Source organism: Sphingobacterium sp. Mn56C (genome assembly GCF_049319645.1).
Taxonomy (GTDB): Bacteria; Bacteroidota; Bacteroidia; order Sphingobacteriales; family Sphingobacteriaceae; genus Sphingobacterium.
Map to the genome: position 1 here is coordinate 139,237 of NZ_JBMOUC010000003.1, position 13,929 is coordinate 153,165.

The 13,929-nt window shown below is 40.1% G+C and carries 9 protein-coding genes; 3 read left to right on the forward strand and 6 right to left on the reverse strand.

The features are described 5' to 3' along the window. Nucleotides 1-58 precede the first annotated feature (58 nt). Both ACL9RF_RS10280 and ACL9RF_RS10285 read left to right on the forward strand, forming a co-directional pair. A complete protein-coding gene (locus ACL9RF_RS10280) occupies nucleotides 59-3,412 on the forward strand; it encodes a UvrD-helicase domain-containing protein (RefSeq protein WP_422800540.1) in 3,354 nt (1,117 codons plus the stop codon). An 8-nt stretch (nucleotides 3,413-3,420) separates the two neighbouring features. Further along, a complete protein-coding gene (locus ACL9RF_RS10285; RefSeq protein WP_422800541.1) occupies nucleotides 3,421-6,306 on the forward strand; it encodes a PD-(D/E)XK nuclease family protein in 2,886 nt (961 codons plus the stop codon). Between the two features lie 92 nt (nucleotides 6,307-6,398). Here the strand turns inward: ACL9RF_RS10285 and ACL9RF_RS10290 are convergent, their stop codons facing one another. From ACL9RF_RS10290 to ACL9RF_RS10310, 5 genes are all read right to left on the reverse strand, one after another. Then, nucleotides 6,399-7,268, reverse strand: a complete 870-nt coding sequence (locus ACL9RF_RS10290) for a cupin-like domain-containing protein (protein WP_422800542.1) — start codon at nucleotides 7,266-7,268, stop codon at nucleotides 6,399-6,401. Nucleotides 7,269-7,491: 223 nt separating this feature from the next. After that, complete coding sequence (locus ACL9RF_RS10295; protein ID WP_422800543.1) at nucleotides 7,492-8,259, reverse strand: uroporphyrinogen-III synthase; 768 nt, start codon at nucleotides 8,257-8,259, stop codon at nucleotides 7,492-7,494. Nucleotides 8,260-8,270: 11 nt separating this feature from the next. Next, the gene (locus ACL9RF_RS10300) at nucleotides 8,271-9,254 is read right to left on the reverse strand and encodes a DUF4271 domain-containing protein (RefSeq protein WP_422800544.1); all 984 of its coding nucleotides are present in this window, start codon (nucleotides 9,252-9,254) and stop codon (nucleotides 8,271-8,273) included. A 38-nt stretch (nucleotides 9,255-9,292) separates the two neighbouring features. Continuing rightward, complete coding sequence (hpt, locus tag ACL9RF_RS10305) at nucleotides 9,293-9,844, reverse strand: hypoxanthine phosphoribosyltransferase (RefSeq protein ID WP_422800545.1); 552 nt, start codon at nucleotides 9,842-9,844, stop codon at nucleotides 9,293-9,295. A 1-nt stretch (nucleotide 9,845) separates the two neighbouring features. Continuing rightward, nucleotides 9,846-11,888 (reverse strand): transglycosylase domain-containing protein, encoded by a 2,043-nt coding sequence (locus ACL9RF_RS10310; protein WP_422800546.1) that lies wholly within the window; start codon nucleotides 11,886-11,888, stop codon nucleotides 9,846-9,848. Between the two features lie 177 nt (nucleotides 11,889-12,065). On the opposite strand from ACL9RF_RS10310, the gene ACL9RF_RS10315 reads away from it, so the two are divergent. After that, a complete protein-coding gene (locus ACL9RF_RS10315) occupies nucleotides 12,066-13,130 on the forward strand; it encodes an Mrp/NBP35 family ATP-binding protein (RefSeq protein ID WP_422800753.1) in 1,065 nt (354 codons plus the stop codon). Nucleotides 13,131-13,170: 40 nt separating this feature from the next. Here ACL9RF_RS10315 and ACL9RF_RS10320 read toward each other — a convergent pair whose 3' ends face one another. Next, entirely contained in the window at nucleotides 13,171-13,899 is a 729-nt protein-coding gene (locus tag ACL9RF_RS10320; RefSeq protein WP_422800547.1) for a LytR/AlgR family response regulator transcription factor, read from the reverse strand. Nucleotides 13,900-13,929 lie beyond the last annotated feature (30 nt).

A 13,929-nucleotide genomic window follows, 5' to 3' on the forward strand; every position in this document is an offset into this window, starting at 1 on the left:
GATAACATTAGTATATTAGTGAATTCGTAATAATATAAACGTACAATAAGATAACACATTGGCAGCACCATTAAAAATACTGAAGGCATCAGCGGGTTCAGGGAAAACGTTTAGCCTCACTTTGCATTACTTATCGCTGCTATTGGCGAATGAAAATAGCTATAGAGAAATACTAGCCGTAACTTTTACCAATAAGGCTACAGCCGAAATGAAAGACCGTATCCTGTCGGTATTACAGGGCTTAGCCATCGCAGACCCAAGCAACCGGATTGAAAGTGTGCGTAGCCTATTATTAAAGCAAAACCCTTCCTGGACAAGCAACAGTTTAAAGGATAATGCTTATCGGGTGTACCGTAAAATCCTGCACGACTACAGCCATTTTACCATCAGTACGATCGATGGATTTTCGCAAAAGGTAATTCGTAGCTTCACCTATGAACTTAACCTGGATGCAGCCTATAAAATCGAGATGAATACCAATAAGGTTAGAGCAGACCTGACGGTGATGTTAAATCAGCTGCTGGATGAACGTCCGGATTTGCTGGATTGGATAATTGGTTTTGCGGAGAAAAAGATTAACAATAACGAGAACTGGAACTATCGGCAGCAGTTGATGAAACTTGCAGGCCTTATATTCTCCGAAAACTTCCAGGAATTTGATGGTGCTTTAATTACCGCTGATACGCATCGTATTTTCAACCTTTTAAACAAGGAGGTAATGGAAAAAACAGCCGATTTTATGGAGGCCTTAAGTACCGCAATTGGTGCTTTTCAGGCATGCTATCGGCAGCTGCAGGTCGATGAAGGCGACATGAAAGGTAAATCGAGAAATAAACTCGTATCGGCAAGTAAGGTATCCACGCATGTACATAAACTCTCCACCTCCGATACGGCAAAACTTCTGGACAAATTTATTGGGTTAATCGATAATGATGATGCCTTTACGGGCCAGGATAAACAGGTTCGCTATGATCTTATGACGGCTTTTGCTCCAGTCTTGGCACATTTTGAAAACTTAAGACAATTTTTTCCGAGTTACATTGCCTACCAAGCGGTACAAGGAAACTTGTATTACTTGCGTCTATTAAAAGAGATGAGTGACCTTTTGAGCACTTGGCGACGTGAAAATGGGGCTCAACTGATATCGGACTCTCAGATTTTACTGAATAAACTAGGCCTGGATAATCATAATGACCCTACCTTTATATGGGAGAAGATAGGAAACCGCTACAAATATTTTTTGTTTGATGAGTTTCAAGATACGTCTCGAATACAATGGAAAAACTATAGCCCTTTATTGCTGAATGCCCTCGGCGACACGGAAGGTATACGCAACGAGCATTTGATCGTAGGCGATGTAAAACAAAGTATATACCGATGGCGAAATGGCGATTGGCGCATACTTTTACAGCAGGTGGAAGAGCAGGTAACGACAACTTTCCATTTAACCGAGCACAATAAGTCAAACTTTATAGAGAACGGCACCTTAGATACCAACTTCAGAAGCCTCCCTAATATTATTGCATTCAACAATTATGTGTACGAAAAGCTCCCGTTGTTGTTGCAACAGGTGCTTAATGAAAAGGTGCGGAGTGAATTAAACGAGGAAGGGCAAACCTGGTGGCATAATTCGCAGAATGATGCCATGTTGATAAAGGCTTACGAAAATAGCCGACAGGAGATTCCGGAGGATAAAGCTCAAAATACGGAAAAACAGGGCAGCATAGAAATTGCCTATATTCCGGTCGAATCGGGTTCACGTCGTAATAGGCAGGTCGAAGATCAGGCGATTGATAGGCTGTGCGAAAAAGTGGGCGAGTGGATAACTACGGGGCGCTACGAGGCTAAACAAATTGGTATTTTGGTGCGTAGCAATGCACAGGCACTTGCGGTAATAAAAGCCTTAATGGCGTACAAAAATAATAGTGGTATAGCTTTGGAGGTGATATCTGGTGATGCTTTATCGTTGGCATCCAACGATGCAATACGGCTATTGCTGGAAACGCTATATGCTATTGTTTATAATTCGGATAAGCACAGCATTCATCTAGCCCGTATAACCTACCTTTACCAGATTTTACAAACTGGAGAGCACTTCGATGCGGCATTGTGGTTAACATTTAAAAACAATGCTATTCAGGAGCTTAACAGCATACTGCCGGCTGCATTAATTGAGGGTTGGGAGCTTTGGCATAACCTTCCTTTGGTGCATCTTATCGAAAAACTAATCGAGGTATATGGCTTTACTTCCTTAGGGAATATACACCTACCTTACCTGCTTACCTTTAAGGATATAGTTGCCGGCTTTACGGCGAATGGCGAACGTGGCATAATACAGTTCTTAGAATTTTGGGAGGAGGATGGATTTAAATCCGTATTACCATCAAACGGCAAAGTCAATGCCATCGAGGTTACCACCATCCATAAATCAAAAGGCTTAGCCTATGATGTGGTAATGATTCCTTTTGCCTCTTGGACTATAGATGGCATGGTAAACGGCGACTTTTGGATTACAACCGAGAATACGCCATTTGCGCAGTTGGGGAAAATTCCGATTAAATACAACAGTAGCCTCGCCGAATCGGTGTTCTACAAGCAATATTATGAAGAAATGCTGTTTAACTATATGGATGCTTTGAATACGCTCTATGTGGCGACCACCAGAACGGTCGAGCACTTGTACATAACAGCACCGGCATTTAAAGAAATTGTAGATACTAAAACAAAACAGGTTACAGGGTACGACATTAAAAACGAGTTTATTTCGGACACCTTATTTCAAATATTAGATTCCGATAGCGCCCCATATCCGTTGGAAGATGGCTGTGTTCAGGTAAACCAGATTATTCCCAGGGTCCAATTAAAGGAAACGGAAAATCAGGAAAGCACCACTGCCCTGCAACGCTATCCGATATCGCAGGCTTTGGAATCGGCATTAAACAAATCCAGCAAAAGAAATTTAAATACCATTCTGATGCTGGAGAAAGCTTCGCAGTATGGTATTCTTGCACACGAAATCATGTCGGAAGCTAGACAGGAACAGGATATCGAAAAAATCGTTTCCCGGTTTATTCAAGAGGGTATTTTGGCTCTTGAGGATAAAGAACTGCTGCTAACGGAGGTATATCGGGTTTGGCAGCACCCCCAAATTCAGCTATGGATGCAGGGGAATTTTAAAATTTGGAACGAGGCTGCAATTATTACCGCAGCAGGAAAAACCATCCGCCCTGACAAGGTATTTACGAGCAAGGAGGAAACGATAGTCCTGGACTTTAAATTTACCAATGACGACTATATCGAGCATAAGTATCAGGTGGATCAATATATGCATGCATTAAGGAACCTCGGTTACCAAAACGTATCTGGGTATCTGTATTATGCCAAATCAAATAATTTAGTAGCAGTTAAATAAGATAGTCTATGTACCCACCATTTTTACGATCTGTAGCAGAAGATATCAAAACAAGATTTGGCAATGACCTATCGGATATCGCCATTATATTTAATAATAAACGCCCGATCAGCTACCTCAAAAAGCATCTTGCCGAGGTGTATGGAAAAGCGATTTGGTCGCCACAGTTTTTTACCATACAAGAATTTGTTTCCCTATCGTCGAACTATGAAGACGTATCGGCATTAACGCAGTTTTTCTACCTTTTTGAAATTCACAATACATTGCTTGAACAGGAGGGTTTGCCCACCGAAACGTTGGAGGATTTTTACCCTATTGCTGAAATTATTCTAAGCGATTTTGGGCAGTTGGACTACGATCTTGTGCATATAGACCATATTTTTATGGAGCTTTATGACAATAGCCGTATCGATTTAGAATTTCAGTACCTAAGCAAGGAGCAGCAAGATTTTATTCGCCAATTCTGGCAGTCTTTTACTATTGCTGGCCATACAGGAATACAGCAGCGATTCTTAAACCTATGGCGCCGTCTTCCGGTTTTATACCGTAAGTTTAAGGATAAGCTGGCGGATGAAAACCAAAGTAACTACCCTACGCTATATCGAAATCTCGCCGAAGGGAAGATTGACAACCCCGCGTTTTTGTCGCCTTTTAAAAAGCTGCTCTTTGTAGGATTTAATGCCTTGAATAAGGCTGAGGCTACCCTATTTAGCCAATGGCAGGAGGAAGGACGGGCATTATTTTATTTCGACGCCGATCGTCATTACCTCGATGATCCACAGCAGGAAGCCGGTTTATTTATCCGACGAAATATACAGCAGACAGGGCTGCAGAATGCGCTTGCTACCTGTCGTAATACTATTGGTACGCGTACCGACGTGGTAAACCTGTATGCTGCCACAGGCAAGGTTAGCCAAACCAAACTGCTGTACAACATTTTGGAGCAGCATGAGGAACCGGGAAAAACATCGGCTATTTTATTAGCCGACGAGGGCTTACTCGTGCCCTTATTGCAAAGTTTACCGACCTCTTATAAAAACAACGCGAACGAGCAGGTGCCCCTAAAGGTGAATATTACCACTGGTTTTCCGCTTACACAATCGCCCATTTATGGTATTTTAGACCTCTGGATGCGGGTTCAGGAAACGATATCCCATGGCCGTAAGCATAAAATTCCTTTCAAGGATATTGAAACTTTTCTGAATAACCCCTTAACTAAAGTTCCGACAGAGGATAAGATTAAAAATCAGCAGCTAATTGCCGAAAAGCAACAGTATGAGGTAGATCTTTCCAGTATACATATTGAAAACTCGGCCTTACCAAACTTTTTTGCTCCCCTACGGGATAGTACTGCCGTAATCCCGGCATTGATACAACTTTTGGACGAGCTGTTGTTGTCGTCGGCTGGAGACAGCCACATCAAACAAATCGACAACAATCTGCTTATCGAAACTAAAAAGGTGTTGAACCAGCTAGACTTAGGGTTCTCAAGGATTCCGCCGTTAAATATGCTATTCCAAATAGGCCTGATACGTAAGGCTATCGCGCCGGTAAACTCGGCAATCGAAGGTGACCCGCTGGAGGGCTTACAGATTATGGGTTTATTAGAAAGCCGCTGTTTAAATTTCGATAATGTCTATATTTTGGGGGCAAATGAGGGGATATTACCTAAGACGTCCAGTAGTATTACCTTTTTACCCAATAACCTGCGCCGCGCCTACGGATTACCTATACTGGAAAACCAGGATGCCCTATCGGCATATTTATTCTATCGGCATTTTCAATTTAGCACACAGATACATCTTTTTTACAACGGCATTGTCGACGAAAATAGCTCGGGTGAAGAAAGCCGTTTTATACGGCAGCTGGAATTTGAGAGTTCATTTAAGTTTATAAAAAAACAGCAACAACAGCCTATACAATTTGCCGGAGCAGTTGCGCCTGTATCCATACCGAAAACAGGAAAGGTATGGGAAAAGATGATCCATGATTTTGTAACTTCAGGTAAAAAAATTTCAGCAACGGCATTAACCATGTATCTGCAATCGCCGTTGCAGTTCTTTCTTCGTCATATTGCTGAAATAAAAGAACCTCCCTCCATTTCACAGGAGTTTGAAATGAACCGATTGGGCACCGTAATACATGAAGTAATGGAAAAGCTGCTTACCCCGTATAAGGGTATCAACAGCTTTACGGCAACAGCAGAACTTCAGCATAAAATGCCAGAGATAGCGCAGCTTGTGGTGCAGGAAATCGGATTACAGTATGCCACAACTTATAATAGCCTGCAGGACTTAAACAGCTTGCAGCGTATTATGCATAAAATTGCTACAGCTTATATTACCATGTACCTGCAATATGATATTGACAATTACAAGGCCTTTAAGATTATTGAGCTTGAAAATAGCAAGGACTATGTTTTGCCCTTCCCTATTCAGATTGAAGGCACAACACAGTCGATTAACCTGTATGGAATCATTGATCGTGTCGATGAGGTGATAACCGATGATGGACAGGTGAAAACTAGAATTGTAGATTATAAAACCGGTGGCGACTCGGTAATATTTACCCATATGGACAAAGTGTTTGCACCCAACACCGAGAATAAAGCGTTGGTACAAACCCTGTTTTATGCCTACGTTTATGAGCAGGTATCTGGTAGAAAAGCATTAGAACCGCATCTCTATGTAGCGCGCCGTATGCGCGAGGATGGCACCCTTTTTGGCAGCAAGGGGACTGTACTGACCGACGTGTATTTACAGGAGCAGAAAAATGCCTTTGTAGAGTTTTTACGCAATACCTTAGAAGAGATATTTAATCCCGCTATTCCATTTGTACACCATCCTGATGCCAATATCTACGACAGTGACCCGTATACGTTATTTTATGGGTAATGGTTCGTACCGTATTAAAAAAGCCGTAAACAAGTCAATCTTGCGTACGGCTTTTTTCGTCTTATTGTTTATCAGGGATAACATCCCTAAGCTTATTTTTGAATTCTACGCATTGCTTTATTTGCCCTACGTTTTGCGATCTGGATTTTATAATCATACCATCGATCTTTAAAGATTTTGCGCATGGTATCATCAAAATGACGCGTAATAAATAAGTTTCTTGCGCCCTTAATTTTTTCGGTCATCGAATTTGCCAAAGCGCGAACAGAGATAGAATACCCCTCGGTTTCATATTGGATATAATGCCACCAGCCTGCTGGCATATATAGCGTATCCCCTGGATTAATAACCGCCTCATACCCATCTAAATACTGTATTGCGGGAAACTCTTGAATACTGCCCGTTTTAATATTCGGTAGACTGTGAAAGTTGTACGGTAACTTATACATTAAGTCCGACTGGTCGTTGGGAAAGAGCCAGATACGTTTTGTCCCATGAAACTGTGAAATAAATACATGCGACATATCAATATCGAAATGATTACGTGTAGAAGATCCCTCGCCACCAAAAAACATATAAGGCAGCCATTGCAAAACCTTTCCACCCGTAACATCATTAAAAATAACATCCTTTTTAATTTCAGGGCGTATTTTCATTAAGTTAAATAGGAACAAACGTAGTTCTGTAGGTTCACGACCGATGAGATCAAGATACTCGCCAAAACTCATTCTTCCCACCGGAGGACTGGCAGCATAGTTTTGTCCTTCTTCTTCTTTACCATAGATATCTACTTGTTCATTTCCTGCTATTTCCTTGAAATAGTCGTAACTCCACTTCGTCCAGCAAGGGCTATCTTTACTTATAAAATCCTTAATAAGGACAGGTTGCCCTTTATTGAGGTAATCCCTAATAAATTCCTTTGGAGCTATCCCCGAAATACTATTGACAGGTTTCAGTTTCACGAGCTAATATGTTTTATCCCTTTACTACAAACATAAAAAAAAATAATGCTATTATTTATAATAATACTAAATTGTAGTATTTTAAATGTAGTAATAATGATAGCGGTCACTAATTGAAAAATATTCCGCAACCCTAAAAAGTAATAGCCCTATATTGATTTAAAATATAAGACATAAAAAAGGGATCTGTTGTAGATCCCTTTTTTATATGCTGTAATATATATTACTTATTAACTTGTTTGATATATTGCTCTACCGCCATGGTCATGCTTGGAGCCTGTGGCGTAGGGGCAGGAATATCCAAGATCATTCCTTTTTCTAACAAAGCCTGTTGTGTAGTTGCACCAAATGCCGCAATACGTGTATTATTCTGAACATACTCCGGGAAGTTTTCGTACAACGACTGTACACTCGAAGGGCTAAAGAATACAATAATATCGTAAAAAACATCCTTCAAGTCTGTAATATCAGAGATTACCGTACGAAACAGTACCGCTGGCGTAAAATTATAGCCATTGTCCTGCAACCATTTATGCGTGTCCTCGTTAGCGACATCAGAGCAAGGGAATAAAAACTTCTCTTTACTATGTTTCTTCAATACCTCTTCCAGATCTTTTGCCGTTTGCTTACCAAAGAAGATTTTACGTTTTCGATATTGAATATACTTTTGTAAGTATAAGGCAATAGCCTCGGATATACAGAAGTATTTCATGTCTGCGGATACTTCAAAACGCATTTCTTCACATACCCTAAAAAAATGATCTACGGCGTTTTTGCTTGTAAAAATCACAGCAGTATGTTCTGCAAAATTTATACGCTCTTTTCTAATATCCTTAGCCGGGACTCCTTCCACATGAATAAATCCACGAAAGTCCAATTTTAGATTGTACTTTTCCGCAAGGGCAAAGTATGGCGATTTGTCATTTTCAGGTTTGGGCAAAGTAACTAATATGCTTTTTACTTTCTTCGCTCTAGCAACATCAATTTGCATATATTCTCTCATTAATTGTTTAGTGTTTTCACTAATATTAAAATCGGTGCAATTTCTAAGGTGCAAAGATAAAGAATTAAATAAAAAAGTGAAAATCTTAGATTGCCCAATAGATTATACGCAGTTCTTAATACCCTGTATAAGAACAATATAGACACCACAACACTAAATAAAATTAATATAAATTTAAAGTATTGTGACGTGGAAAAGGTAACAAACAACAATAAAGGCATCAAAATCAGCATACTATTAAAGTATACCAAATACAATACAGTAACATATTCGCGCGCCAATCTTTCAATCTGAAATATGCTGGCAACGAACCTTACCAATAAAATTTTAAGAAGAAACATGGCGCCAACAATTCCGGCTATTCGAAAGAAATTGATTACTGTTATCACCGAATTATCAACAAAAGAGGACTGATAAATCAGGATAAACATGGCCAACGAAAAGCTGAAAATTATATATAGGAAAATATAAGGCCAGGAGGTTACCACATTATCTTCTTTACTAATCTGCGTAAGAATACGTTCGTTAAAGAAGCCCAATACAATATTTTGAAATACATGGACAAAAAATAATCGCACAAGACCTATACAGAAGAATAAAAATAACACGACAAAAAGCACCCATAATGGCCTATCAAACCTGTCAGTAGCGGTCATTTTTTGAAAGGCATCCTTTTTTAGTAAGGAATTTGTAAAAGCCATCCAAGAAATAAAATCATTATCGGCAACGACAACCTTGGCACGAAGGCTATCCAACATGGGATTACCCCGATTGGGGTTAACGACTATAAAAGCTGTAGCCAAGGAATCTTGTATATGTTTCACCTGCAGCAAAGAGTCCTGCTGCGCCAGCTTTACCGAATCTACCACAGGCACCGCCCTATTACCTTGCGCAAACATAAGGCTTGGCAACATAAAAAGAAAAGCAATGACCAGGTAATGCTGGTAATGCAGGCGTGGAATCAATTTGAAAAAACTATACATGTAAGGTCAAAGGTAGTATTTTTATATAGGGAAATCCACTACAAAGTATGGGGCGAAGACACTTCTTTATAAATATCAGGCAGATTACGACACTGCCCGTTATAGTCTAAACCATAGCCCACCACAAACTCTTTATCAATTTCAAAACCTACATACATAATATTATCAAAACTATGCTGTAAACTTTCGGGCTTTAGTAATAAAGTACAGACCGTTATACTGGCGACCTCTAAGGCTGCTAAGGCTTCCATGGTATGTTTCAACGAAGTACCCGAATCCACCACATCTTCTACGATAATCACATCACGGCCCTTCAGGTCCATGCCCACCCCTAGCAGCTGTTGTACATTTCCCTGCTCGGTACCAGCATACGAAGCAAGCTTAACGAATGTCATTTCACAGGGAATATGGATACATTTCATTAAATCTGCCATAAACATAAAACAACCATTCAGTATGCCTACAAATACAGGATGTTTATTTTCAAACTTTACATTAATATCTATACCGATTAACCGAATACGTTTCTGAATTTGCTCGTACTCAATAAAAGGCTCAAAGCTAAGGTTATCAATTTCTATAGATCGCATATTATTGTTGCTCCTTTCCGAATATTTTTTCTAATATTGAACGTTTCACCTCTTCATCCTGATCCATTTCGCGCATAAAAGCCTCATGCTCATTAATAATATCCAGGTCGGATGTATCTCTGAATACCGGTGTTGCAGGGCGTAATTTCGCCTGTAACAGAACCTCATAAAAACCATAACCTGCAGGAACATCCACATTGCGCAGATCCCCAACTTTGGTCATAATACTTCCATAGGTATTAAAATGGCGTTGCACCCACGGCTTTAAGTGGCCCGTATAATCGAAAGACGAGAGCCCAGTCTTTGGGCGTGGGATAATACTGGAAAGGAATAAACTTTCTCCAAGATTGATATCCTGAGGTTTCTTTTGGAAATAATAATTTGATGCTTCAGCAATACCATATACATTCGTACCCCATTCGATAACATTAAGGTAAATCTCCAGCAAACGATCCTTACTCACCTGATGAGACGACTCCATAAGCCATACCAAAAGTATTTCTTCAAATTTCCTAGTCATGGTTTTTTTACGGTTCAGGAACACATTTTTCACCAATTGCATAGAAATAGTACTCGCACCACGTTTAAATTTCTTCTCCTTGATATTCGTCGCAATAGAAAGCTTAAAAGCCTCTTTTTCAAAACCCTTATGCTGATAAAAAAACGGATCCTCGGTATTACGTACGGTCGTTTTCAGCACATAAGGGATTGCAGTAAGAGGCACAAAATTTGGATTAGCCGTACCCACCAAAATTTGGCGTACCAATACCGTATCATTATAGGCATCATACGTAAACGGCCGATTTAAAGATGCAATATCAGCTTTACCCCATCTTACGATCTTTAGGTCCTTATCGTCGACGGTGGAGTTAAAAATAATATTATCCGGTTTATCAAAGTCAACCGCAAAATCCAAGTTATACGCCACATCCCCTTCCACCTGTATACCATCTAAAGTTTCGAAAAGACCATTTGGTATGGCATCAAAAAAATCCTGCGCTTTAAACTTACCCGTATGTACGGCCAGCTCCAGGCGTTTCGAAGGCTTCATTATAAACTTCACCCGCGGTGCTAAGGAGAAATTTTTTACCTTAATTTTTGCATCATCCGTCAGCGCAATATAATTACTGGCAATCTCCAGCCCCCCCGTGCCCTGAGCCTCTGGCAATAAAATAGCAGAATCCGACAGTCGTCGATGTTTTACAAGCAAGTTTTCATAGGCAAAGCTACCATCAATATGTAAGACATCCTTTTTAACCCTTTTTATACCCGTAAGATCAAAAATCAGCTTATCGAAACTTACGGCCAAGCCATATTTACCTTTGATAAAAGGAAGTTCAACCCCCTTTTCTTTGGAAGACACCTCCACCTTCAAACGCTGCTTGTCGCCATTCACATAGCCCTTTAATTTCCATTCGGCATCGTGATCATTTAGAAATAAGCGCGTTTCAAAATCACCATCGTCAATAATAGCTTCAGGCACACGAATACGCTGATAAAGCACAGAATCCTTGTAAGACAATTCAAAGTTCCGCATTAGCATACTATTGGGGACCTTAGAAAACACCTGCTTCGCCATCTTCTCGGCCCATTCGGCAAAGTTGCGCGTATTAGGCTCCTCCAGCTTTACGCTATCTTTGTTCCGCTTGCGGAATAGAAAATCGTAATTACTAACCGTATCCTTTTTGACAAAAGATACCTTCCCATTTATCAAATTGAGGTCATCAATTTTTATATCTCCAAAAATCAAAGGCCATAAGCGAACCCTAACCCCTAAACGATCCATCGTTGCCAGCGTATCACGATGTTCCGGCTTTAGCAGTACCTGATCAAAAACAACGGTCGAGAGACCATCAAACTTATATTTACCGACTAAAAAATCAACTTTATAATCCTGTTTAAGTTTATGCTGCACCTTTACTACGGCTGCTTTTAAATACGCATCCCTTTTCGACATCGCTAAGGCATAGGCCACCACAAAAAGCACAACCACCGTACTTAAACTTATAATAATCCACTTCTTCTGTTGATAGGATAACTTCATAAAAGTATCTTCTTCTATATCATTATTAATTTGCGAATAAAAATAGGGTAAAAAAATCAAAAAATAGTTTTTAGCCGATGGATAAATAGCGACCTGCATATTGTATTCCAATTAACAACACAGCGATGACAAGATATTATGCGGAATGATGTAGATTTGCAGCAGCAATATGAAACTATGGTTACAAAAGAACAAATATTACATGCCTTAAGTCATGTGGAAGAACCCGATCTAAAAAAAGATTTGGTAACCCTGCATATGATTCAAAACATCGAAATATTCCCTAATAAAATAAAGTTCGACGTGGTATTAACCACGCCGGCATGCCCCATGAAAGGGCATATTGAACATGCCTGTAGAAATGCTATAGCGTTGTTTGTGGATAAACATATGGAGGTAGAAATCAATATGACATCACGCGTCAACAGCGTGGAAACAAACCAGCTTAAGGGAATAAAAAATATTATTCTGGTATCGTCAGGGAAAGGCGGTGTGGGAAAATCTACCGTAGCCAGCAACCTTGCACTGGCATTAGCTGATTCGGGGGCAAAGACAGGTCTTTTAGATGCCGACATTTATGGGCCATCGCTCCCTATTATGTTTGGACTTACAGGTGCCAAACCTACGGCGACGCAAACAGCCGATGGAAATACAAAAATTGAACCTATAGAAAAATTTGGTTTGAAATTATTATCCATAGGCTTTTTCACCGACCCGAACCAACCTATCCCATGGCGGGGTCCGATGGCGACATCGGCCATAAAACAGCTTTTTAACGATGCCGACTGGGGCGATCTAGATTATTTAGTAGTCGATATGCCTCCAGGCACTGGCGATATACATATTACCGTAGCACAAAACTACCCCATTTCAGGTGCCGTTATCGTGACGACACCACAAAATGTAGCCTTAGCCGATGCGATCAAAGGTATAGGGATGTACAAAATGGAAGGTATAAACATTCCAATTCTCGGGATAGTAGAAAATATGGCATACTTTACCCCAGCAGAATTGCCAGACCATAAATACTATATCTTCGGTAAAGATGGCGGTAAACGCTTAGCAGCATCAAATGACGTCCCATTCTTAGGTGAAGTACCTTTAGTAAAAGCGGTAGTTGATGCCGGAGACAATGGCTTCCCGATTATCCTAGATGCCGACGAGGCTATTGCCAGTACCTATAAAAATATTGCCGGCAAAGTAGCGCAGCAGCTAAGCATATTAGCAGCCACGAAAGCATAAAAAATACACTATACAAGCTGTCCGGTAATGCGGGCAGCTTTTATCTATCCAGCCATTTTTGGAAAATATTGGATTTCTCTTCGCTGACAACAACCTCAATATTAGACGCTACCGCTGGCGACAAGGTTAGGCGAATCCGATTGCGGCTGATTTTTACCATATCCCGAATAGCCCCGATATGCACGATAAACTTCCGGTTTACCTGAAAAAAATCATTCGGATCCAGTTTACTAGCCAAGTTAGAAATGGTATCTTCAACAATATATTGATCTCCCTGTTTTACAGCAACATACAACAACTTATCGTCGGCCATAAAGTAAGCAATATCAGTTACGGCAATAGATTTAAGGTAGACGCCATATTTCACTAAAAACCTAGTTTTATAACTTTGTTTTTCCTCAGAAAAAGACGGCAGCAGTGGTTTAACACGTGCTAAGGCCTCCATCAAATCCGATAATTCATAAGGCTTCAACAGGTAAGCATAACCTTGATTCCGATACGCATCCAGCGCATAATTGTCATAGGCTGTTGTAAAAATTACAGGCGCCTGCACTTGAATATCTTCAAAAATATGAAAACTTAAGCCATCGGCGAGATGGATATCCATAAAAATTAAATCAGGCTTATTTTTCTGCAACCAGAGTTTGGCATCACGAATTGTTTTCAGATGAACACCCTCAAAATCAAAACCTTGGATAGTTTCCAACATATCCAAAAGACTGTCTTTTGCCCAATCTTCATCTTCTACAATTAATATTTGCACCGCCATAAATGCCGAAATTAAAAAAAAATCCCCATC

Bases quoted from the DNA above. Each gene is read 5' to 3' on its own strand.
- ACL9RF_RS10315 (WP_422800753.1), top strand. From the start codon at position 12,066: ATGGTTACAAAAGAACAAATATTACATGCCTTAAGTCATGTGGAAGAA.
- ACL9RF_RS10320 (WP_422800547.1), bottom strand. From the start codon at position 13,899: ATGGCGGTGCAAATATTAATTGTAGAAGATGAAGATTGGGCAAAAGAC.
- ACL9RF_RS10310 (WP_422800546.1), bottom strand. From the start codon at position 11,888: ATGAAGTTATCCTATCAACAGAAGAAGTGGATTATTATAAGTTTAAGT.
- ACL9RF_RS10295 (WP_422800543.1), bottom strand. From the start codon at position 8,259: ATGCAAATTGATGTTGCTAGAGCGAAGAAAGTAAAAAGCATATTAGTT.
- hpt (WP_422800545.1), bottom strand. From the start codon at position 9,844: ATGCGATCTATAGAAATTGATAACCTTAGCTTTGAGCCTTTTATTGAG.
- ACL9RF_RS10300 (WP_422800544.1), bottom strand. From the start codon at position 9,254: ATGTATAGTTTTTTCAAATTGATTCCACGCCTGCATTACCAGCATTAC.
- ACL9RF_RS10285 (WP_422800541.1), top strand. From the start codon at position 3,421: ATGTACCCACCATTTTTACGATCTGTAGCAGAAGATATCAAAACAAGA.